Genomic DNA, 22086 nt, shown 5'->3' on the forward strand with positions numbered 1-22086 from the left:
GCTCGCTGCGCGCCCGCCGCCTTAAAGGATCGTTGACACGTTCAAGGACGCGGGGCATCTTCCGCTTGCAGGGTTGCTTTGGGGACAATCAATTGCGAAGGCCACAATGTCTCAGCGCACGGACCGCATCGTTACGCTCAGCGGGCTTCTGATCACCATCGCAGGCATCATCGTCTCCGTTACGGTACCAGAAGTGCGGCGCTACTTCGGTCTGGATGGTTCAGGAGCGCAGCCGGCCACCGGTGGGTACAATCCAGAGGTGCCGGCCTTTCAGGATTCCACCGACACCGCCGTGACGCCGGCTCCCGCGCAGATCGGTGCCAGCTTTGCGCGCGATGAGCCGACAGACACGATGGCGGTGGACGTGGTGGTGCCGGCGATTGTCGCGCCGACAGACACCGTGGTGGAGTCGTCGACGACTGTGGATAATCCGGCGCGGCTTTTCATCCCTGATTCCGTGACCAGCACCTTCCGGAATAAATATCGGCAGTAAAGCCGGGTTAGCCCGGTGCGCGCCGTCTTGCGCAACCGGCACTCATCATCTGGTCTCGCTCCTCCTCGGCACTCGCGCGTCGTTCAGAGTTCGAACCCCCGCCCCCGCTTGCGGGCGCCTGGAGGCGCTCCGCCGCTTCGCCGGCTCGCTCCCCGAGCCGCGGGAGTAGCGCGGCGATCGGCCCCGCAGCCTGCGAAGCAGGCTTCCCGATGTTCCAGCCGCGGCTTCAGCTGCCCGTCGCGCAGGCCGCGGCTCAGGACGTCGCCTGCTCCGCCGCCTCGCGGAAGGCGCCGAGGGAGAGGGTGGCCGCGCGGTTCAGCAGGCGGCGCACGACGGGGAGCGCATCGTCCACCGCGCGGCTGCCGGCCAGCTCGCGCGCGGCGTTCAGCGCGGTCTCCACCTCCTCGCCCAGCACCTCGTACTCGCGCCGCACCTCCATCTCCCCCCACCCCAGCCGGTGGCGCTGGCGGCCGTGGCGGATGGCCAGCAGCCGCTGCACGTCGTCGGCGTCCTTCGCGATCCCCCGCGAATCCTCTCCGTCTTCCTCCAGCACCACCAGCACCGAGGAGAGGTCGGTCACCAGCGTCACCAGGTGGTCCTCGATCTCGCTGCGCGTGTGCCCGCGCGCGCTGGGGGTGCCCGCGTCCACGCGCAGCCGCTCGCCGTAGCCGCGCAGGATCAGCGGCGCCGCGGAGGCCAGGTGCTGCCCGATCTGCGTGAGCGATCCCCCGGGCCGCGGCTGCGGCGCGCCGGCCGCGTCGGGCTGCGGCTGCGTCCGCGGAAGCCAGAGGGTGAAGGTGGAGCCCGTGCCCGCGCGGCTGCGCACCGTCAGGTCGCCGCCCATCAGCCGCGCCAGGCGGCGGGAGATGGCCAGCCCCAGCCCGGTGCCCTGGTGCGCGCGGGTCAGCGCGTTGTCGACCTGGATGAAGGGCTCGAACACCGCCGCCAGCCGGTCGGCGGGGATGCCGATCCCCGTGTCGTCCACGCGCACGCAGGTCCACGGGCCGGGGCCGCGCAGCTCCGCCTCGGGGTCGGGCTCGCCGCAGCCGCAGGTGACGCGTACGGTGCCGCCGGGGTCGGTGAACTTGATGGCGTTCCCCAGCAGGTTCACCAGGATCTGGTGCACCCGCATCTCGTCGCCCCAGTACGTGGCTTCGGGATCGCACTCCACCTCGAGCCGGATCCGCCGCGCCTCGGCCTGCGGGCGCAGCAGCCCCGCCGCCGCCTCGGCCGCCTCGGCGGCGTTCCCGCTCCCCGCGGCCACGGCCATCCGCCCCGCCTCGACGCGCGCGAAGTCCAGCACGTCCTCGATCAGCGCCAGCAGGTGGCGGCCGCTGGCGCGCACCCGGTCCAGGTAGCCGCGCTGCCCCTCGGTCAGCGGGCCCTGCACCTCCAGGTCCAGCAGGTCGGCGTAGCCCAGGATGGCGTTGATGGGGGTGCGGATCTCGTGCGACATCGTCGCCAGGAAGCGGCTCTTCTCCGCGTTGGCCGACTCGGCCGCGCGCAGCGCCTGCCGCAGCCGCTCTTCCACCGCGTTGCGCTCGCTCAGGTCCTGCGTGACCTTGCTGAACCCCACCAGCTCGCCGTCGCGCCGCAGCGCGGTCAGCACCACCCGGGCGGGGAAGGTGCCGCGGATCTTCGCCCGCCGCATTCCCTCGCCGATGTACTCGCCCGTCTCGGCGGCGGTTGCCAGGTGCTCCTCGGCCGTGCCGTCTTCCGCGCCGTTGGGGGGATAGAGGAAGCTCAGGTGGCGTCCCACCACCTCGTCCGGCGTGAACTCCTTGATCCGCTGCGCGCCCTCGCCCCAGTGGGTGATGACCCCGTCGGGATCCATCAGGAAGATGGCGTAGTCGTGGACGCGCTCCACCAGCAGGTGGTACTGGGCCTCCTTGGCCTCGCGCGTCCGCTGCCGCACGTTCTCCTCCTCGTCGGAGAGCCGCGCCGGGCCGCCGTTTCCGTTCGCCATCCCCTGTGCCGAGCCGCCGTCCATGGTCGTTCGCGTTCCCGCATGAAGTCCGTCCGCGCGCGGGCGCCCCGCGCGCGCCCCTCAAGTACAAGCTGCATGCCAGCTTGCACGGCCAGCGAGATGGCACCGATCTTTCATTTGGACAACGATCCGCCCTCCGCGCCACGGCACGGGGCTGGACGCGCGGGCGGCGCGCCGGTACGATGCTCCGCCGCTCGCCATCGCCCGTCGGATGGATGGGGGATCGCGTCGCCTCCACCCCCGGATCGGGCGCGGATTCTGCAGCCGGGAGGCGCCCCGTCCGCTCCCGCGGCGTGCCTTCGACGGGCTCGCCGCGACACCGCCGTCCGCCAGCTCCGGATTCGTCCATCGCCATGATCCACAAGCCGCGTTCGCGCGTCACGAGCGAAGCGAGCCCGTCCCTCCCCCGGTCGGTTCTGGGGGAGGGACAGGTGCGCAGCGCCAGGGAGAGGGCGCGCCGCGGCGCCGGCCGTCCCGTGCGGACCTCCATCGGCTCGATGGCGTCATCCGCCGGGAACCCCATCTCCCTCGCCTTCCGTGCCCGGAGCGCGGGGGGATGGTGAAGGTCACGGGCGAGCGCCGCAGCGGCGTGCTGCTGCATCCCACCTCGCTCCCCGGCGACGGCGGCGGCGACCTGGGCGCGCAGGCGTACCGCTTCGCCGACTGGCTGGCGCTGGCCGGGCAGACGCTCTGGCAGCTCCTCCCCCTCGTGGCCGTGGGGGACGGGGGATCGCCATACAACGGGCTGTCGGCGTTCGCGGGGAACGTCCTCCTCCTTTCCCCCGACCTGCTGGTGGAGGACGCGCTGCTCGACGAGGACGAGGCGCGCGCGCCGGCGCTCGACCCCGACTCGGCGGACTTCGCGGGGGCGGGGCGGTGGAAGGACGGGCTGCTGCGCCGCGCCCACGCCGCGTTCGGCGCCGCCGCGTCGCCCGGCCTGCGCGCGGGGTTCGCGGAGTACGTGGAGCGGCACCGCGAGTGGCTGGACGACTGGACGCTCTTCCGCGCGCTGCGCGACGAGCATGGCGCGCCGTGGACGCGCTGGCCCGAACCGCTCCGCCGGCGCGACCCGGACGCCATCGCCGGCGCGCGCGACCGGCTGGCGCACGAGGTGGAGCGGCACGCGCTGGCGCAGTTCCTGTTCGACCGGCAGTGGGGCGAGCTGCGGCGCTACGCCAACGGCCGCGGCATCTTCGTCGTCGGCGACGTGCCCATCTTCGTGGCCCACGACAGCGCCGACGTGTGGGCGCACCCGGAGATCTTCGAGCTGGACGGGGACGGGCGGCCGACGGTGGTCAGCGGCGTGCCGCCCGACTACTTCAGCGAGACGGGGCAGCGCTGGGGCAATCCCCTCTACCGCTGGGAGGTGCTGGAGCGCGACGGCTACGCGTGGTGGACCGCGCGCTTCCGGCGCACGCTGGAGATGGTGGACGTGGCGCGGATCGACCACTTCCGCGGCTTCGAGAGCTACTGGGAGGTGCCGGCCGCGGAGAAGACGGCGCTGAACGGGAGATGGCTTCCCGGCCCGGGGACCCGGCTGTTCGAGGCGGTGGAGAGGGAGCTCGGCCCGCTCCCGCTGATCGCCGAGGACCTGGGGATCATCACCCCCGCGGTCGAGGCGCTGCGCGACGAGCTGGGCTTCCCGGGGATGCGCGTCCTCCAGTTCGCGTTCGGCGGCGGCGATCCCGGGAATCCCCATCTCCCGGAGAACTATCCGCGCGAGGCGGTGGCGTACACGGGAACGCACGACAACAACACCGCGCTCGGCTGGTGGCGCGACGAGGCCTCGCGCGGCGAGCGGGCGGCGCTGGCCGAGCTGGCGGGGGATGGAGATGCGGGCGAGGTGGGGTGGCGGATGATCGAGACCGTGCTGGCGTCGAACGCCGACCTGGCCGTCGTCCCCCTGCAGGACGTGCTGGGACTGGGGAGCGAGGCGCGGATGAACACGCCGGGTTCGGTCAGCGGCGACTGGCGCTGGCGCTTCCGCGAGGGGGCGCTGACGCGCGAGCTGGCCGCGCGCCTGAGGGACATCACCGCGCGCACCGGGAGGCTGCATGGCGAAGAGCGGCGCTGAGGCGGGCGGCGGCCCCGTCGCGTTCGTCTCCGGCGGGGCGGGGAACCTGGGCCGCGCCGTCACCCGCGCGTTCCTCGAGGCGGGGTGGCGCGTCACCGTGGCGATGCATCACACCGACGCGAAGAACGCGCTCGACGAGCTGAAGGCGGCGCACGCGTCACGCATCTCCACCTGCCTCCTCGATCTGACGACGGAGCGCGGCGCCGACTCCGCCATCCGCCAGACGGTGCAGTGGGGTGGGAGATTGGACGCGGTGGCGCACGTGATGGGCGCGTGGCACGGCGGCCCGAAAGTGGGCGACACCGCGCTGGGCGTGTGGGAGGGGATGATGGCGGTGAACCTCACCAGCGGCTTCCTGCTGGCGAACGCGGCGATCCCGCGGATGCTGGAGGGCGGCGGCGGGTCGATCGTGTTCGTCTCCAGCCGCGCGGCGCGCGAGCAGCGCGCGGGGAACGGCGCCTACGCGGTCAGCAAGGCGGGGCTGATCGTGCTGGCCGAGACCATCGCCGAGGAGTATCGGGAGAAGGGGATCCGCGCGAACTGCGTCCTCCCCGGCACCATCGACACTCCCGCCAACCGCCGCGCCATGCCGGATGCGGATGCCTCGAAGTGGACGCAGCCGGAGGAGATCGCGCGCGTGATCCTCTTCCTCGCCTCCCCCGAATCCGCCCCCGTCAACGGCGCCGCCGTCCCCGTCTATGGCCGCAGCTGACGCAGGTCGGTGGAGACGGGCATCGTGACGGGCGGGTGAACCCGCGGCTGGAACATTGGGAAGCCTGCTTCGCAGGCTGCGAATCAGATGCGAATGAAGCCTCGCGCGGTTTGCGAGGCTTTTCGTAGTTGTGTAGCCGAGGCGCCGCGGCTTCAGCCGCCCGTCAGGGAGTATTTGTCAGCCCGTCCGCCCGCCAAATCTGTCATTCCGAGGGCGGCCAGACCGGAACCGCGGCCGCTCGAATGCCTGCAGCCCGAGAATCTTTGGCCAGCGTCCGCGCGAATGCCCCGTTTCGGCCTGGACGCCAGCCAGAGATTCCTCGACCGCCGCAGGCATTCGGAGTGGAGCGCGGCATCCGTCGGGCGGCGGCGCTCGGAATGACATGCCTCTGTTGATCTGATCAGATTTTTCTTGCTCCCGCGCGCGTCCCGCCTCATAAATCCGTCCGTCTCCTGCAGGACCGTACACCCAGAGCGGAGGTGGCGGATGGATCCCGAACAGGTACAGGCGTTGACGTCGCTGGGAATGCTGGGCGCGCTGGTGATGATGGTGCTGTCGATCGTGATCGTGCTGATCCCGGCGTGGAAGATCGTGAGCAAGGCGGGGTACTCGGGCGCGCTGTCGCTCCTCCTTTTCATCCCCATCGTGGGATTCATCGCGATCTACGTGTTCGCGTTCGCCGACTGGCCCGTGCTGCGGCGCGGCAGGCAGTCGTCGTAGTCACCCTCCATCTCCCCAACGCGAAGCCCCCGCCCGGCGATCCGGGCGGGGGCTTCGTCGTGCGCGGAGAATCGTCAATGCACGGTGACGTCCGTCTCCAGCCGCACGCCGTCGGGGCGCAGAATGCTGGGATCGTGCGAACCCTCCAGCGTGTTCACGTGGTGCACGCGGAGATGGTAGGTGCCCGGCGGCACGTCGCGCACGAGCGCGGCGTAGCCCAGCAGCACCGCCAGGTCGTTGCACCCGGTCCGCACGTTGTCCCGCAGCTCCAGCTCGAACACCACCCGGTCTCCCTGGCGGTGCGCGGTGGCGCGCGGCTCGTCGCACCCGCCGATGCCGAAGAATCCCTCGATCACGATGGTGCCCGCGGCGTTGCTCGTGGCGGTGAAGGCCGGCGGCTCGAAGGGGTCGATGGCGCGGAGGCCGAGGTCCACCGCCAGCGCGGTGCTCCCGGTCGAATCTCCGCACGCGGCGAGCAGGGCGAGCGATACGGCGGCCGCGGCGGCGCGCAGGGTGGATGCGAGTCTCATCGCCGGATCAGAAGTGGAGCAGGGGAACCACCTGCACTCCCGCGCCCCAGCGCGAGCCGGCGCTGTCCTCGCCGTGGCTCCAGAGCGTGACCGCCTCGACCGCCACGGGAAAGCCCCGCGCGACGCGGACCACCCGCCCGAGCGCCACCCCCGCCGCCAGGCCCGCCTCGTGGCTGATGTCCGCGCGCTCCACGCTGGAGGCGCCGACCAGGTAGATGGGGAAGGCGTGGCGACCCAGGCCGATCCCCGGGCGGACGTACACCTGCTCCGGGTCGCCCACCTGCACCGAGGCCAGCAGCGACACGGTGTTGATCACCTCCGGGCGGCGGTTGACCTGGGTGGCGCCGAAATCGTTGATCACGGAGATGTCGGAGGTGCGCGGCTGCTCGTCGCCCAGGCCGTGCACGCCCACCTCCAGCACCGCCGCCAGCGAGCGGGAGAAGCCCCACCCCACGCGCCCGTGCAGCACCGGGCTCACGCGGTGGTTGCCGGCGTCGGGGTCGTTGATGGAGCCCATCCCTACGCCCACGCCCACGAACGGCCCGGCCTGCGCCCGCGCGCCCGCGGCGGAGATCGCGGCGGCGGCCAGCGCCACGGCGGCCGCGCGGAAGAGGATCGAACGCGTCATCTCGAAAAATCCCTGCGGAAGGTTCCCATCGCCGCCTCAGAAGTGGAAGTCGTGCACGACCTGCAGCCCCGTGGACCAGCGCGGGCGGGTGCTGTCCTCGCCCTGCGTCCACACGGCGATCCCCTCCACGTTCAGCGGGAAGCCGGGGATCAGGCGCACCTGCCGCCCCGCGGCCACGCCCGCCGCCAGCCCGGTCTCGAAGCCGGTGCCGGCGACCATCTGGTCGTTGCCGACCGGCGTCAGTTTGTCGTATGCATGCCGCGCCACGCCGACGCCGGGGCGCACGTAGAAGGTAGCCGGGTCGCCCACCTGCAGCGAGGCCATCACCCACTCGGTCTGCAGCTTGATCGCGCGCGGCGCCGGAACCGGCGGCCCGATGTCGGGGATGGACTGGTCCACCACCTTCAGGCTGCCGATGGCGTTGGCGCCGGCCTCCACCACCAGGCTGAGCGACGGCGTGAACGCCCACCCCGCGCGCAGGTGCAGCGCCGGGCTGATGTGCGACGCGTCGTTCCCCGGCTCGGCCGTCCTCCCCAGCCCCGCGCCCACGCCCACGAAGAACCCGCGCGGCCCGGCGGCCTGCGCGCGCCCCTGCGAAGGAATGGCCGCGGCGAGCGCGGCTGCCGTCAGGAGAATCGCGGATCGTACGTGGGTGATGCGCATGTGGGTATCGCTCGAAGGAGGGAGACGGGAGACTTGGGGTGGGGCCCGGCCGTCCGGCGGGCCGACCGTAAGAACGCGCGAGCGGGAACGGACGTGACTCACGGTGCCGGGTCGCGGAGGAGATTCCCAACGCCGACCGGATTGCGTCAGATAAACATGCGATTGTAACGGGCAATCACGTTCGTCGTCTTTTCACGATCTCCCGCAAGGCAGCAAAGCAAACGCCTCAGGTTGGTGCGCGCCGCCCCGCCTTGCATCGCCCGGAAACCATCAGTTTGTCGACAGAAAATCTCCAAAAACAAATGGTTTCAACGAGTTCCGGGCCGTGGAGCGCTCCGGCCCGGGGCGTGCCATGCACGGACCCGCTCTCTCACCCCACCCACATTCCGGAGTACGCAGATGAAAGCAAGGCTCGCGCTGGTCCTGCTCGCATCCCTCGGCGCCGCCGCCTGCCGCGGCGCCGACGACATCACCCCCGCAGCCCCGGGCGACATGAGCGCCGCCGGCCAGCAGGACCTGCTCACCCTCGTCCCCACGCCCAGCCTCGACCGCGCGCAGTCGGGCCGGCTGGGCGCCGTGCAGGTGCGGCCGACCTCCGCCGAGGTGCACCTGGCGCGCATCGCCGCGGCTCCCGCCTCCATGCTGCGGCTGGGGAGCGTGGTCCGCCTGGGCCTGGCGCCGGGGCTGCAGGTGGTGGCCGACGGGCAGAACGCGGTTCAGCGCTCCGCCAACGACATCTCGTGGTCCGGCCCGATCCGTGGCGGCCACGGGTGGGTGCAGGCCGTGCTGATGAACGGCGAGCTGACCGCCACCGTGACCATCGGCGAGACGAAGTACGCCATCGAGCCGGTGGGCAACGGGCTGCACGCGGTGACGAAGATCGACCAGGCCGGCTTCCCCTCGGAGCACACCCCCGACAACCCCAGCGGCGCGCTGATCAGCAACACGCTCGACCGCGCCGTCGGCGCGATCCAGGCGTCGCGCTCCGACGCCGTCAGCGCGGCCGCGCTCAGCACCATCAACGTGATGGTGGTCTACACCGCCTCGGCGGCGACGCGGGCCGGCAACATCACCAGCAAGATCCAGCTGGCGGTGGACGAGACCAACCAGTCGTACGCGAACAGCGGGATCAGCATCAACTTCAACCGCGTGTACACCGGCCAGGTCACCTACACCGAGAACGGGACCTTCTCGCAGCACGTGAGCCGCCTGATGGGCACCACCGATGGCTACATGGACAACGTGCACTCGCTGCGGAACACCTACGCGGCCGACCTGGTGATGCTGGTGGTGAACGACACCGAGGCGTGCGGCCAGGCCGCGGCCATCAACGCCACCGCCACCTCGGCCTTCGCGGTTGCGGACCAGAGCTGCATCACCGGCTACTACTCGTTCGCCCACGAGCTGGGGCACCTGCAGGGCGCCCGGCACGACCGCTTCGTGGACGGCACGCTCACCCCGTACCAGTACGGCCACGGCTTCATCCCGTCGACCAAGAACTGGCGGACGATCATGGCCTACGGGAACAACTGCGCCAACTGCACGCGCATCCAGTGGTGGAGCAACCCGCTCAAGACCTACCCCTCCACGGGCCAGGTGATGGGCACTGCCACCTACGAGGACAACGCCCGCGTGCTGAACCTCACGGCGCCCACCGTGGCGGCCTTCCGGTAAGCTTCGGGGCAGGGAGATGGAATGGGAGAAGGGCGGGGCCGCCGCGGCGGCCCCGCCCTCTCTTTTGCGCTTCGACCGCGGCGACGCGACGTCACGCGGGCTGCGGCGCCCGCTGCGGCAGAGCGTCCTTGAGGATGGCCTCGCCCTTCACCAGCCACGACACGCCGAACGCAACGATCGCCACCGCCTCGCCCCAGAACACGAAGCTCGTCGCCCGCTCGACGTCGTCGCCCAGGAAGAGCTTGCCGGCCGCGATCAGGACGAGGCAGAGAACGATGATGACCCCGCAGGCCACGTAGACGCGGTTGCGCTGCTTCTTCTCGGGCGTGGGGTGCGGCTCGGACTTCGTGAAGAGGAAGATCGACATCACCGCCAGGATCACGAAGAACATCGTCGCCGCGCCGAAGTGGATGTAGCCGACCAGAGTGGGGTCGGGTGCGTTCGGCCCCGAGAAGAGGGTCACGGAATCGGGAGCGGGAATGCCGGTGTCGGTGGCCTCGCGCGACGCCTCCCAAGTCGGGAACAGGGCGACGAGGAGCGCGGCGAATCCCGCCAGGTTCGCGAGCAGGTTGTCGATGCGCTGGTAGCCGTTGTAGCAGATCAGGAATATGCCGACCGCGAACAGGCTGCCGACGAACACATCGCGCATCCCCGTGTGGAAGTAGGCGCTGATCGAGAGCTCGATCAGCTCCCGGCGTGCCGGCGTGGCGTGCAGGGCCAGCGCATCGCGCAGGTTCTCGCCTGCCACGAGGACGAACGGCAGCGCGATGCCGATGAATCCAATCGCCCGCCGCAGTGTCAGGAAATGCAGCACCTGGGCCGGCAGCGGCTCTCGCAATTTGCTCGCAGCGTGCGCAATCGTGCTTGCCATAAGACGCTCCCCATGGAAGGGTGTGGCTGTGCAAAGGGCACGATATCCAGTCTATGCTGCATGCGGGGGCGGACAAGAAAACGTTTGTCCGAACCGGAGCGGCCGGTCCCGCGATAAATTCTCCCCTCCACCGCTCCGCTCCTGCGGAGCGGTGGAGGGGCTGGGGGAGGGGGCCAGCCGCGGCGGGGCAGGATGTCATCCGGTCGAATGAGATCGGCCCCGCCCGGATGCATCCGGGCGAGGCCGATCTCGTCTTTTCGGGCGATCAGGACCGGGCGGTCAGAACGCCTTCACCTGCTCGATGGCCTTGAGGACGTCCTCGGGCTCGGGGAGGATGGCGCGCTCCACCTGCGGCGCGTAGGCCACCCACGTGTCGAGCGAGGCCACGCGCTTCACCGGCGCGTCGAGCCAGGGGAAGAGCTCGTCGGCGATGCGCGCCACGATCTCGCTCCCGATCCCCCAGCTGAGCGAGTCCTCGTGCGCCACGATCACGCGGTTGGTGCGCTTCACGCTCTCGGCGATCGAGTCCATGTCGAACGGGCTGAGCGTGCGCAGGTCGATCACCTCGGTGCTGATCCCCAGCTGCTCCTCGGCCATCTTCGCGGCCACGACGGAGCGCTGCACCAGCGCGCCGCAGGCCACCACGGTGACGTCGGTCCCCGGGCGCACCGTGCGCGCCTTGCCGAAGGGGATCATGAAGTTGGGGCCCGGATACACGCCCTTGTTGTAGACCTGGCGGTAGAGGTGCTTGTGCTCCAGGAAGAGCACCGGGTCCTCGCAGCGGATGGCCGTGCGCAGCAGCCCGGCCGCGTCCATCGCCGTGGCGGGGAGGACGACGCGGAGCCCGGGGCAGTGCGCGAAGATCGACTCGCCGGTCTGCGAGTGGTAGATGGCGCCGCCCTTCAGGTAGCCGCCGTAGGTCACGCGGATGACCACCGGGCTGGCGTAGGTGTTGTTCGAGCGGTAGCGCATGGTGGCCAGCTCGTCGCGGATCTGCATCATCGCCGGCCAGATGTAGTCGAAGAACTGGATCTCGACCACGGGCTTGAGCCCCCGCACCGCCATCCCCACCGCGCGCCCCACGATGTTGGCCTCGGCGAGCGGCGAGTTGAACACCCGCGTGCCGCCGAACTCGCGCTGCAGGCCGGCGGTCACCTTGAACACGCCGCCCTTCCCCTTCACCTCCTCCAGGATCTCCTCGCGGCTGCAGTCGGCCACGTCCTCGCCGAAGACCACGATGCGCGGGTCGCGCCGCATCTCGTCGCGCAGCGTGGCGTTGATCAGGTCGACCATCGTGGTCTCGTTCCCGCTGAAGCGCGGGTCGTCCTCGGTGTCGAACTGCTCGGCCGTGGGGTCCACGTCGGGCGAGAAGAGGTAGCGCATGGCCGTCGACGGGTCGGGCTGCGGCGATGCCAGCGCCTCGTCGGTGGCGCGCTGGATCTCGGCCACGACCTCGGCCTCGATCTGCTTGAGATCGTCCTCGGTCGCGTAGCCCAGCTGCTGGAGGAGCGCGGAGCAGCGCACGATCGGGTCGCGCTTCTGCTCCTCGGTGCGCATCGCGTCGGTCTTGTAGAACTTCTCGTCGTCGCTCAGCGAGTGGCTGTACGGGCGGATGACCTTCGCATGGACGAGGGCCGGCCCCCTGCGCTGGCGGCAGTGCTCCACCGCGCGGCCGATCACCTCGTAGCTGTCGACCACGTCGGTGCCGTCGCAGGTCTGGATGAACAGGTTGGGGAAGCCGGTCACCAGCTTGCTGATGCTGCCCCCCGCGGTGTTGACCTCCACGGGAACGGAGATGGCGTACTCGTTGTCCTCCACGATGTAGAGGACGGGGAGCTTGAGGTTGCACGCCGAGTTCAGGCTCTCCCAGAACTCGCCCTCGCTGGTCGTGCCGTCGCCGGTGGTCACCCACACGATCTCGTCGTCACCCGCGTGGGTGATCTCCACCAGCGGGTCGCCGACCCGCTTCGCGCGGATGCCGGCCTCGGCGGTGCCCACGGCCTGCAGGAACTGCGTGCCCGTGGGGCTCGAGGTGCTGACGATGTTCAGCGCCGGGTGGCCCCAGTGGCTGGGCATCTGCCGCCCGCCGCTGCCGACGTCGGCCTCGGCGCCCACGGCCTGCAGCAGCTGCTCGAGCGCCGTCATCCCCACGGCCAGGCAGAAGGCGCGGTCGCGGTAGTAGAAGTAGAACCAGTCGTGGCCGGGCTTCGCGTGCGCGGCCGCGGCCACCTGCACACCCTCGTGGCCGGCGCCGGAGATCTGGAAGAAGATCTTGTTCTGCTGCTTGAGCTGGATCTCCTTGTCGTCCAGCCGCCGCGCCAGGAGCATGGTGCGGTAGAAGCCGAGCAGGGTGTCGCGGTCCAGGGTGGTGGCCGGCTCCGCCGTGGGCTTCCTGCGGGTCGTCGTCGCCATGTGTCTGCCGATGCTGAATTCGTTCAGAGACCGGCCAAATTCGGCGCGGTCTTTCACTGTGTCCGGGTCGAGAATGGTACCAACATACCCCGCGTGCAGGTCCGGGGCCAGTGCGGGAGATCCAGCCTGTGGACACCCCGCACCGGGTCGGGAAAGGAGTGGAACGTGGCTGTGCGCTGGAGTCTACCAGCTTCCCGACAGGAAGGCCGACGCCTGCGCCGGAGTCGCGCGTACGAGCGCGACAGCCGGCTGACCGGTGCAGGATGCTGGCTCGCCCAGGCCGATGCGTGTCCGCTGGGCCTGTTCGGCGCCGGAGCATTGCGGCTTGAAATTCACCACCACGGACTCGGTCCGCTGGCAACAGGGCGAGCCGATGGTAACGGTGTAAGTGGTGGAAGACGAAATCGTACCCCCGGGATGCGTCACTGTCGGTTGCGCGACGTTCGGATTGCTCAGGTGCGTCGTCGGCGACCAGGCATAGGTGTAGCCCGGGATGCCCGGCCGGCCGATCACCGCGCTCTGCGAGCCGCCCGGGCATACCGTCACCGGCGGCGTGCCGGTGATGAACGCGCCGGTGAGCAGCCTTCTCGCGTAGAGTTGGTCCTTGCCCGACGGCTTGTAGCGGGTCCACGCGGTGATGGCGAGCCCCGATGAGAGCCCGATCCAAGGGTTCTCGTTGGATAAACCTGTACTCGAACTCACCTGGTAGTCGGGGAAGGCAACATCGTCGTAGGCATACTCCCGGACCATGATCGGCCCGGTGGCAGACTGGGTGTAAACGAGGGCATACTGTCCACACCGATTGGAGGACACCTGATAGATCGTTTTTGAGCCCGAATTGTTCAGGACGAACTGGGGTGGGCCGACGGGATTCCCGTTGTTGTCGTAGTGCCTGAAGTAGTAGTCCACGCCACCGGAAAGGCTCTTCTGCGAGGTCAGCACCGCGAAGAAGCCGGTGGGCTTGTAGATCAGCGCCTCGCCCCCCAGCTGACCGACATTGGTGCCTACGGTGATGGTGGACCCCTTAGGGACCCCGTTTGCCTGGTACCGCCGAACGTACTCCGTCGTCTGAACGGTTGGGTCTCCGCGGCGGTAGCTCACGATGAATTCGCCGGTGCAGAGAACGGCGATCATCGGGTCGCGCCCTCCCGATGGATCGACGGTGATTCGCGGGAGAAGCTGGGCACCTGCCGAGTTGAACTTCTGGACGTAGACCACCGGTATGGGAGATTGGAACGAGGTGTACGCGCGGTAGACGATGAGGAAATCACCATTGGGCATCGCGGCGATCTTCGGGTCCACGCCGTAATCGAACTGCTGCGGCGAGCCGACCGAGAGGCCCGCGGCCGAATATCGCTGGAAGAAGAGCTGGTGGCTGATATGAGATGGGATGCGCTCGCATTGTAGATGTACCGATCATACACAACCACGAAGGTGCCGTCGTCGTTTACCGCTGTCTCAATGTCGCTGTAAAGGCCGTTCGTGCTCGGTGAAACGAGAATCTGTCCGGCCACGGGATCTCCCGCTTGGTCGAAGGGCCGGGTGTAGAGCATACAGCTAAAGCCGTTGCACAGGGTACCCGATGGATCTGGTGCGGGCTTATCTCCCCAGACGACCACGTAACGGGAGTTCGCGGCCACCCCGATACCTCGAACGAAGCCGTAGCTGGCGGCGCTATTCACCAGGTGCTCCCCGCAGCCGGGTGTGCACATGACGGTGATCGAGACCAGCGCGCCCGCAAACCATCGCCTGGCAGCCGGGCGTGTGAAGGCAGCCGGGCGCGATCGAGGGAAGCCGCATAGGTGGTGGGGGAGGTGCATGTTGAACCGGGCCATGACGGGTCTCCATGAAGGGGGAAGATGAACTGCCGGCCATAGAAGTAGTGAAAGATCGTCGCGCAGCGGCAGCACCGCAATAAAGACGTTTCCGCCGCAGGAGGGCGATCTGGTCGCTCGCCTCAGGGGTCGGAGGCTCGTGCTGCACCGCGGCGCCGGGAGGCCGCCACCACGATGGACAACACCACCGCCAGCGCCACGAACGCCAGCCAGCCGTCCACCAGCTTCCTCGTCCCCCAGAACACCGGGTCCACGCCGGGGACGCCCTTGGTGAGGAAGCCGTAGAACTTGAGCCAGAAGATCCAGCCGGCGTGGATGCCGATGGAGGTCAGGATGTCGCCGGTGAAGTGGTAGGCGAGGCCCAGGACCACGCCCGCCAGCGTCAGGTTCAGCAGCGCGGGGACGAGGCCGCCCGGCTGCGCCATCCCCGCCAGCATCGAGGGGAGCACGCGCAGGCCGGAGAGCCAGTCGATCACCGGCGGATTGGCGGGGCGCGCCATGAAGTGCACGACGGCGTAGATCAAGCTGCTGGCCACCAGCGCGGCGCCCCACGGCATCGCCCGGCGCAGCCCGCCGAAGATGGCGCCGCGGAAGAGCAGCTCCTCCATGACCGCCACCACCAGCGCCGTGGCCAGCGCGCCGGCGAACTGCGCGGCCAGCTGCCCCGGCGTGCGCGCGAGGTTCAGCGCCCGCCCACCGCCCGCGATCGCCACCGCGCACACGGCGGCGAGGGAGAAGAATCCCAGCGCGAAGCCGACCGCGACCCGTCTCCAGCGGATGTTGCGCGGGTCGAGCCCCACGTCCGCCCAGCGCCGGATCCCCGACGCGCGGACGTAGAAGGGGATGCCGGCGAGCGCCGCCAGCAGCAGCGCGCGGTTCACCACGCGCGCGAAGAGCGTGCGCGCGAGCCCCGTTCCCGGCGCGACGGCCTGCAGCGCATGGTACAGCCACGGCGCCAGCAGCGCGCCGCCGATGAAGACGAAAACGAGGAAGCCGATCAGCGCCAGGATCGGCCGTCCGTCCCCCTCTCGGCGCGCGTCGATCGACGTCGTCACTTGATGGCGCCCGGGTGGCCGAGCAGGCGGCGGAGGATGCTGATCTGCCCGACGTGGTACAGCTCGTGGCCCAGCATCAGCGCCAGCCGCTGGCCGAGCGGGCCGCCGCGCCCGGTCTCCTCCGCCAGCCGCTCCGGCGTCATCTCCGCGAACCCGTCCGACAGCGCCGCGCGCGCCCGCTCCATCGCCTCCAGCAGCTGGTCCAGCGGCACGGCGCCGTCCCCGTCCGTCACCGGCGCGCTGCCGCGGTCGTAGCGCGCGTCGAGCTCCGCGCCCCACACCGGCCCGCGTCCCATCAGCCGCAGCATGTGGTTGCGGTGCGTGACGATGTGGCCGAGCATCCAGTTCACGCAGTTCCCGCCGCCGGGCGGCTGCGCCAGCGCGTCGTCGTGCGTCAGTCCGTTGAGATTGGCCTGGGCGGCGCGGGTCTCGAAGGCAAGCATCGCCTGCAGGAGCGCGGATTCCACGGAATCGCCTCACGGGGATTGGGTTCGGAGATGCGGCCGGAGCGGCGGACATCTTACCATCCCCGCGCCGCTTCCGTAATGTTTCCCACGCATCGCGAAGGCTCGGCGGGAGATGTCCCGGCGGCCTCCCGGCGATTTTTCTTGTGTCCCCCTGCAAGGCGGGTCCATATTTCGTCCGATCCCACCGCAACCGAAGCCGCGCCGTCCCCCCGCGCCCCGGCCGCCGCGGAGGTTGCGCGCGGCGTATGGCGCGTCACCACGCCCATGCCCGGCCGCCCGCCCGAGGTGCACGCGTACCTCGCGGACCTGGGCGAGGGGAGATGGATGCTGGTGGACGGGGGACTGGGGACGGACGACGCGTGGGCCGCGCTCGAGGCCGGCGTCGCCTCCATCGCCGGGGGATGGGACGCCGTCGCGGTGCACGTGGTGACGCACATGCACATGGACCACGTCGGCTTGGCCGCCCGCGTCCGCGCAACGACCGGCGCGCCGGTGCTGATGGGAAGGCTGGACGCGGAGCGGATGGAGCACGCGGCCGCGCATCCCGAGGAAGAGGCGGAATACCGCCGCGACCTGTTCCGCCGCTGCGGCGCGTCCGCGGAGTGGATCGACGCGGTGGAGAGCGGCCGCGCGAGCGCCCAGTCCCTCGCGCCGCCGGTGACGGTCGACGCGACGCTGGACGGCGACGAGGGCGACGTCCCCGGCGCGGACGGGTGGAGATACGCGTGGACGCCGGGGCACACCGCGGGGCACGTCTCCCTGCATCGCCCCGCCGACGGCTTGGTGATCGCGGGCGACGCGGTGCTTCCGCGCATCACCCCCACCCTGGGGGTGAACCGCCAGCGCGCGGACCCGGTGGGCGATTACGTCGCGGCGCTGGGACGGCTGGAGGCGCTCCGGCCGCGCATCGTCCTCCCCGGCCACGGCGACCCCGTGGCGGACGACGGCGCCCGCCTCCGCGAGCTTATCGCCGCCGCCGAGGGCGAGACGGAGACGGTCGCGTCCCTCGTCTCCGGCGAGCCGGCGAGCGTTTGGGAGATCGTGGACCGGCGCTGGCCGGGGCGCGAGATGGGCGCGGGAACGCGGATGCTGGCGCTGCGCGAGACGCGCGCGCACCTGGACCGTCTCGCGGCGATGCGGCGGGTGGCGCGCGAGGACGGCGCGGAGGGGGCGGACCGCTTCCGCCGCGCGCCGGCGGGGTGACACACCAACGAAGGGGCCCATGGTACAGAAGATCTTCCTGCTGCTGCTGCTCTGCGTGGCCGCGGTCGTGCTGGTGCCTTCGCTGCGCGAGCGCGTGTGGCCGAAGGTGCAGCCGGCACTGAACCCGCTGTACGAATGGAGCGCCAAGACCCGCGTCAACGAGATCCGCGACCTGGTCAAGCGTGCCGACGCCATCGGCCACCCGGTGCCCGCCGGCGCCGGGTTCGCGGCCTTCGTGGACCGCGAGGACATGCAGCAGAACGCGTCGGAGGACCCCTGGGGCATGCCGTACTACATCGTGTTCAGCGGCACCTCGTTCCAGGTGGGCTCGGCGGGGAAGGACCGGCAGGCGGGAACGGCCGACGACATCCTCTCCAACCCCGACGCCATCACCCACGCACCCGAGGGCGGACGGCGCTTCTGAGGAGACGGATCGGACGCGGAGAATGAGATCTCGAACCGTGAGAGGGAGGGCGGGGGACGCATGCTGAAGGTGGGGCTTACCGGCAACATCGCCGCGGGGAAGAGCACCGTGGCCAACGTGTGGCGCTCGCTGGGCGGCACCATCATCGACGCCGACGAGCTGGCGCGGCGCGCGGTGGACCCGGGGACGCCGGCGTTCGCCGCCATCGCCGCGGAGTGGAGCGAGGTGGTGGAGCCGGGCGGGGGGCTGGACCGCGCGGCGCTGCGCCGCATCGTGTTCGCCGACCCCGGCGCGCGCGAGCGGCTGGAGCAGATCGTGCACCCGGCCGTGGCCGCGCTGCGCGGCGAGCTGTACGCCGAGGCCGAGGCGAGGGGCGAGCGCGTGATCGTGGCCGACATCCCCCTGCTGTTCGAAGTGGGGCTGGTGGACGAGTTCGACGTCGTCGTGCTGGTGGACGCGCCCGAGGAGGTCCGCCTCGTCCGCCTGGTCGGCGATCGCGGGCTGGACCCCGAGGAGGCGCGCCGGATGATCGCCGCGCAGATGCCGGCCGAGCTGAAGCGCGCGCGCGCCGACTACGTGGTCGAGAACACCGGCTCGCTGGGCGAGGTGGAGCGCCGCGCGCGCGACGTGTGGCTGGAGCTGCAGCTGCGCGCGGCGGAGCGGGCGCGTGGCTGAGCCGCGCCGCCTGCGGGTGGAGATGCACTGCCACACCCGCGCATCGAAGGACTCGCTGAACCCCTACGAAGGCATCCTGCGGGCCATGGACGCCGCCGGCATCGACCGGCTGGTGGTGACCGACCACGACCGCATCGACGGCGCCTTCCGCCTCCGCGACCTCGCGCCCGACCGCATCATCGTGGGCGAGGAGGTGCGGACGGGGGAGGGGCCGGACCTGATCGGCATCTTCCTGACCGAGCTGATCCCCAAGTACACGCCGATGCGCGAGACCTGCGAGCGGATCCGCGCGCAGGGCGGCGTCGTCTACGTCCCCCACCCCTTCGACAAGCGGCGGCGCGGCGGCGGCGAGCTGCTGGACGGGATCGCGGATCTCGTCGACGTGGTGGAGGCGCACAACGCGCGCACCTTCAAGCCCGGGATCAACGCGCTGGGCGAGGCGTGGGCGCACGAGCACGGCAAGCTGCTGGGCGCCGGCAGCGACGCCCACACGCTGGGCGAGATCGGCACCGCCTACGTCGAGGTGCCGCCCTTCGAGCACACCCGCGACTCCTTCCTGGGCGCGCTGGCCAGCGCCACGCTGGTGCGCGGCACCTCGCCCTTCCGCGTCACCGTCTGGTCCAGCTACGCTACCCTGCGCAAGAAGATCGTGCCGGAGTAGCACCCTTTCATTTTCAGGTCCTTTCAGCAAATTCCATCCGTCTGTCGTATGGGCAGATGTACATCGAATCACGTCGTACCAATCCTGGAAAATTACAGGCCTCACGCGGAGACGCGGAGAACTTCTACCTAGTCTCCTCCCCGTGCGTGAGCACCTATCCTTTCCGCATCCGCCCTCAGATGGGCGCAAGCACGTCTCATGGCTCAACCCACAGGCATGGAGGCGATCATGTTCAGCCCGACCAGGCGCAGCGCCGGCCCCACCGATCTCGATGAGCTGCAGCAGTACGTCAACGCGTTCAGCCGCTCGTCCGATCGCGCGCGATGGGCACTCTACGTGGTTGTCATCGCGACTGCCCTGATCGGAATCGCGAACTGGAACGTCCAGGAATGGGGGTGGCCCCGGCGGCGGATGGACAAATGGTTTCCCGATTCCGCGGTCACCCGTGCGCAGTCCGCGACGCCGGCTCCCGGACGCACCCCCGCCTCCTCCCAGGCCGCAACGGTGCATGACAGGTTCCTCGAAATCCGCAACGAAGAGTACGTGCGGCAGTTCGCGTCCAGAGCGCTTCTGCCCTCGTCGCCGATTCCCGGGGTTTACATCGATGTCAACGACATGGGCGTGCTCGGAGGAGGTGCGCTCGTGCTGCTCATGTGGGTGCTCGTCCTCTGCCTGGACCGCGAGCACGAGAACCTGTATCTGGCACTGTACAAGGTCCGGCGTCTTTGCGACGAACACCCGCCTGAGGCCTCGCCGCACCCGGGCGACACACCGGCAAACCTGCTGTACCATGCGCTGGCCATGGGCCAGGTCCTGAGCTCTCCGCCCACGCTGGCGCAGTGGGGGCGCCGCGCGCTCTTTCACAGGATCTGGATCGTGTTCTTCTTCCCCGCCCTGATCTATGGCTGGCTCGTGATCACGAACTTGCAGACGGGAGATGTGGCCCTGAAATACCAGGCCCCGGTCTTCCGTTTGGCGGTGGTTCAGGTGGTGCTGGGCGTGCTGATCGTCTCCTTTTCTGTGCACGCATCCCTCACCACGCGCGCAATGGGCCAGCGGTGGGAGAGGATGTTTTTCAGGATCAACCCGCGGCGGAGGATGGTCTCGCCGATGAGCGGCGCCGACTGGCTCAGGCTCCGCTGGCCGTGGCTCCGGCGGCGCTCGGAGGAGCAGGGGAAGCTCATCACCGAGCTCGTGGACACGATCGAGAAGGCGAAGCCGGAGACGATCCGCCGGACCGGCACCACGCCCACGATCACGCACGTCGAACGGGTGCCGGGGTCGGTGCTCGGGCGCTCCGAGAGAGTGATCCATCGGGGCAACATGGAGCGGATGACGCGGATCATCGAGCGGCAGGGGGTCAAGCTCGCCCGGAAGTGGTGCGAGGACAACGAGGTCGAGTTCGTCGGGCTCAGGAACTTCAACAAGGTGCTGAACCGCTTCGACGGCAGCCGCTGGGAAGTAGCCGGAAAGTGGACCTTCCGGTATCGGTGAACCGCTCCTCCGTCGTTCGAGGGTTCGTTTTTCGATAGCTTGGTCGATCGCGCTGGAGACCCATCCGAAACCTGGCCTGCTCGCCGTTGAGAATCCTTACCTGGAACTGCTGCCGCGGGCCGTTCGCGGCGAAGACCGACCTCCTGCGCGCGCTGGCGCCGGACATCGCCGTGGTGCAGGAGTGCGCGCGGCCGGCCGAGGAGTCGCACCGCCTGCGCTGGGTGGGCGACAACCCGCGGCAGGGCGTGGCGGTGATGGGGGGCGACGGCTGGTCCGTCGAGCCGATCGCGGTGGCGGCGGAGACGAAGAAGTGGATCGTCCCGTTCCGCGTCAGCGGGCCGGTGGATTTCACCCTGGTGGCCGTATGGGCGCTGCCGGACCGGAGCAGCTACTCGCGCATGGTCTGCCACGGGATCGACGCGCTGTCGGACCTCGTCTCCAGCGGCCCCACGGTGGTGACGGGCGACTTCAACGCGAACCCCGTCTTCGACGGCAAGCGCAGGGACTGGACGTACGCCACCATCGAGGCGCGGCTGCACGCGCACGAGCTGGCGAGCGCATACCACGAGTTCCACCGCGAGGCGCCGGGCGAGGAGTCGCGCGCCACGTACTACCACATGTGGCGGCGCGACCTCGCCTATCACCTCGACTACTGCTTCGTCCCGCGCGCGTGGCTGCCTCGCATCGCGGACGTCGGCGTCGGCTCGTACGAGGCGTGGGAGGGGCGCAGCGACCACCGGCCGGTGATCATCGATCTCGGGGGAAGCGGGATGGACCGCGTCGGCGCCGAATCCGAAGAAGATCCGACGGTCTCCGCCCCGGCGCCGCGGCCGGGCCGACGAAACACTTGATGGGGGAAGCGCGCGGGCTAGATTGCGCACGGCGCGCAATTCGCATGCAAGGACGCCAGAGAGGCGCCGCACGGTCGCGTTCGCCACTCGCCTTCATCCAGGGAGGAGCCACCCATGAAGCTTCCCCGCCTCGTCTACGGCGGCGCTGCCCCGGCCTCGCTCCAACGTGCCTCGCGGTGGATGCCCGCCCCCGCGCCCGGCGTGGTGCCGCAGACGTGCGAGCAGGGGTGCACGTGCATGACCACGCACGCCGCCGACCTGAACCCGTACCGCTACCAGCCGTGCAGGTCGACCGTCCCCAACCAGCAGTGCATGTGTCTGCGGAGCCGGGACGGGGCGTTCACCTGCGCCGACGCCGAGTCGATGCAGGCCTACCTCGCGCTGCACAACGGTGCGAACCCGGATGGCTGGGGCCTGGCCAACGGCTACGTCTGCCGGGTGGAGCTGGACGACCGGGTTCGCGATCCCATCCTGGTCGGCACCCCCATCTACGTCAACAACTGATCCGGCCGCAACGGGAGCCGACTCGGCGCGAGGTCGGTCTCGTCGCCAGCCGCAGGACACGCGGAGAAGAACCGGACGGCGCGGCGAAGCTCTGCGCTTCCTCCGGCACTTCTCCATTCCTCCGCGTACGCCCCTTCCTTTCCTCCGTCGTCC

General features: G+C 70.1%; 21 protein-coding genes. 12 read left to right on the forward strand and 9 right to left on the reverse strand.

The genetic code is table 11. The annotated features are described in order from the left end of the window. Positions 1 to 106 precede the first annotated feature (106 nt). On the forward strand, positions 107 to 493 hold the full coding sequence (locus tag VF092_00845; GenBank protein HEX6745830.1) for a hypothetical protein: 387 nt from the start codon (positions 107 to 109) through the stop codon (positions 491 to 493). Positions 494 to 746: 253 nt separating this feature from the next. On the opposite strand, the gene VF092_00850 is transcribed toward VF092_00845, so the two are convergent. Beyond that, positions 747 to 2483: an ATP-binding protein gene (locus VF092_00850; GenBank protein ID HEX6745831.1), complete on the reverse strand. Its 1737-nt coding sequence runs from the start codon at positions 2481 to 2483 to the stop codon at positions 747 to 749. A gap of 553 nt (positions 2484 to 3036) precedes the next feature. On the opposite strand from VF092_00850, the gene malQ reads away from it, so the two are divergent. From malQ to VF092_00865, 3 genes are all read left to right on the forward strand, one after another. Then, positions 3037 to 4554 (forward strand): 4-alpha-glucanotransferase, encoded by a 1518-nt coding sequence (gene malQ, locus VF092_00855; GenBank protein HEX6745832.1) that lies wholly within the window; start codon positions 3037 to 3039, stop codon positions 4552 to 4554. Then, on the forward strand, positions 4535 to 5266 hold the full coding sequence (locus VF092_00860; protein ID HEX6745833.1) for an SDR family oxidoreductase: 732 nt from the start codon (positions 4535 to 4537) through the stop codon (positions 5264 to 5266). The genes malQ and VF092_00860 overlap by 20 nt, the downstream gene beginning before the upstream one ends. Before the next feature lie 486 nt (positions 5267 to 5752). Then, the gene (locus tag VF092_00865; GenBank protein ID HEX6745834.1) at positions 5753 to 5986 is read left to right on the forward strand and encodes a hypothetical protein; all 234 of its coding nucleotides are present in this window, start codon (positions 5753 to 5755) and stop codon (positions 5984 to 5986) included. 74 nt (positions 5987 to 6060) lie between these two features. Here the strand turns inward: VF092_00865 and VF092_00870 are convergent, their stop codons facing one another. From VF092_00870 to VF092_00880, 3 genes are read right to left on the reverse strand one after another with little or no spacing between them, the layout of a single operon-like run. Further along, positions 6061 to 6516 carry a hypothetical protein gene (locus VF092_00870; protein HEX6745835.1) on the reverse strand — a complete coding sequence of 152 codons (456 nt, stop codon included), beginning with the start codon at positions 6514 to 6516 and terminating at the stop codon, positions 6061 to 6063. 7 nt (positions 6517 to 6523) lie between these two features. Then, positions 6524 to 7144 carry an outer membrane beta-barrel protein gene (locus VF092_00875; protein HEX6745836.1) on the reverse strand — a complete coding sequence of 207 codons (621 nt, stop codon included), beginning with the start codon at positions 7142 to 7144 and terminating at the stop codon, positions 6524 to 6526. Positions 7145 to 7180: 36 nt separating this feature from the next. Then, on the reverse strand, positions 7181 to 7807 hold the full coding sequence (locus tag VF092_00880; GenBank protein ID HEX6745837.1) for a hypothetical protein: 627 nt from the start codon (positions 7805 to 7807) through the stop codon (positions 7181 to 7183). Between the two features lie 399 nt (positions 7808 to 8206). Between VF092_00880 and VF092_00885 the strand changes: the two genes are divergently transcribed. Then, positions 8207 to 9481 carry a M12 family metallo-peptidase gene (locus VF092_00885; protein HEX6745838.1) on the forward strand — a complete coding sequence of 425 codons (1275 nt, stop codon included), beginning with the start codon at positions 8207 to 8209 and terminating at the stop codon, positions 9479 to 9481. Positions 9482 to 9572: 91 nt separating this feature from the next. On the opposite strand, the gene VF092_00890 is transcribed toward VF092_00885, so the two are convergent. The 5 genes from VF092_00890 to VF092_00910 form a co-directional block, all read right to left on the reverse strand. Next, a complete protein-coding gene (locus tag VF092_00890; protein ID HEX6745839.1) occupies positions 9573 to 10352 on the reverse strand; it encodes a hypothetical protein in 780 nt (259 codons plus the stop codon). Between the two features lie 279 nt (positions 10353 to 10631). Then, a complete protein-coding gene (locus tag VF092_00895; protein HEX6745840.1) occupies positions 10632 to 12764 on the reverse strand; it encodes a dehydrogenase E1 component subunit alpha/beta in 2133 nt (710 codons plus the stop codon). Between the two features lie 183 nt (positions 12765 to 12947). Further along, positions 12948 to 14066 (reverse strand): hypothetical protein, encoded by a 1119-nt coding sequence (locus VF092_00900; protein HEX6745841.1) that lies wholly within the window; start codon positions 14064 to 14066, stop codon positions 12948 to 12950. Between the two features lie 655 nt (positions 14067 to 14721). Next, entirely contained in the window at positions 14722 to 15654 is a 933-nt protein-coding gene (locus VF092_00905; protein ID HEX6745842.1) for a CPBP family intramembrane glutamic endopeptidase, read from the reverse strand. Then, the gene (locus VF092_00910; GenBank protein HEX6745843.1) at positions 15651 to 16121 is read right to left on the reverse strand and encodes a DinB family protein; all 471 of its coding nucleotides are present in this window, start codon (positions 16119 to 16121) and stop codon (positions 15651 to 15653) included. Before VF092_00910 ends, VF092_00905 begins: the two co-directional genes overlap by 4 nt. A gap of 264 nt (positions 16122 to 16385) precedes the next feature. Between VF092_00910 and VF092_00915 the strand changes: the two genes are divergently transcribed. The 7 genes from VF092_00915 to VF092_00945 all read left to right on the forward strand — a co-directional run bounded on the left by VF092_00915 (position 16386) and on the right by VF092_00945 (position 21933). After that, positions 16386 to 17324 (forward strand): MBL fold metallo-hydrolase, encoded by a 939-nt coding sequence (locus VF092_00915; protein HEX6745844.1) that lies wholly within the window; start codon positions 16386 to 16388, stop codon positions 17322 to 17324. A gap of 19 nt (positions 17325 to 17343) precedes the next feature. Continuing rightward, positions 17344 to 17748, forward strand: a complete 405-nt coding sequence (locus VF092_00920; GenBank protein ID HEX6745845.1) for a type II secretion system protein GspG — start codon at positions 17344 to 17346, stop codon at positions 17746 to 17748. A gap of 60 nt (positions 17749 to 17808) precedes the next feature. Further along, on the forward strand, positions 17809 to 18423 hold the full coding sequence (gene coaE, locus VF092_00925) for a dephospho-CoA kinase (protein HEX6745846.1): 615 nt from the start codon (positions 17809 to 17811) through the stop codon (positions 18421 to 18423). Beyond that, positions 18416 to 19084 (forward strand): PHP domain-containing protein, encoded by a 669-nt coding sequence (locus tag VF092_00930; protein ID HEX6745847.1) that lies wholly within the window; start codon positions 18416 to 18418, stop codon positions 19082 to 19084. Before coaE ends, VF092_00930 begins: the two co-directional genes overlap by 8 nt. A gap of 228 nt (positions 19085 to 19312) precedes the next feature. Beyond that, a complete protein-coding gene (locus VF092_00935; protein HEX6745848.1) occupies positions 19313 to 20578 on the forward strand; it encodes a hypothetical protein in 1266 nt (421 codons plus the stop codon). Positions 20579 to 20664: 86 nt separating this feature from the next. After that, entirely contained in the window at positions 20665 to 21429 is a 765-nt protein-coding gene (locus tag VF092_00940; protein HEX6745849.1) for an endonuclease/exonuclease/phosphatase family protein, read from the forward strand. Between the two features lie 114 nt (positions 21430 to 21543). Further along, positions 21544 to 21933 carry a hypothetical protein gene (locus VF092_00945; GenBank protein HEX6745850.1) on the forward strand — a complete coding sequence of 130 codons (390 nt, stop codon included), beginning with the start codon at positions 21544 to 21546 and terminating at the stop codon, positions 21931 to 21933. Positions 21934 to 22086 lie beyond the last annotated feature (153 nt).

Source organism: Longimicrobium sp. (assembly GCA_036377595.1).
Taxonomy (GTDB): Bacteria; Gemmatimonadota; Gemmatimonadetes; order Longimicrobiales; family Longimicrobiaceae; genus Longimicrobium.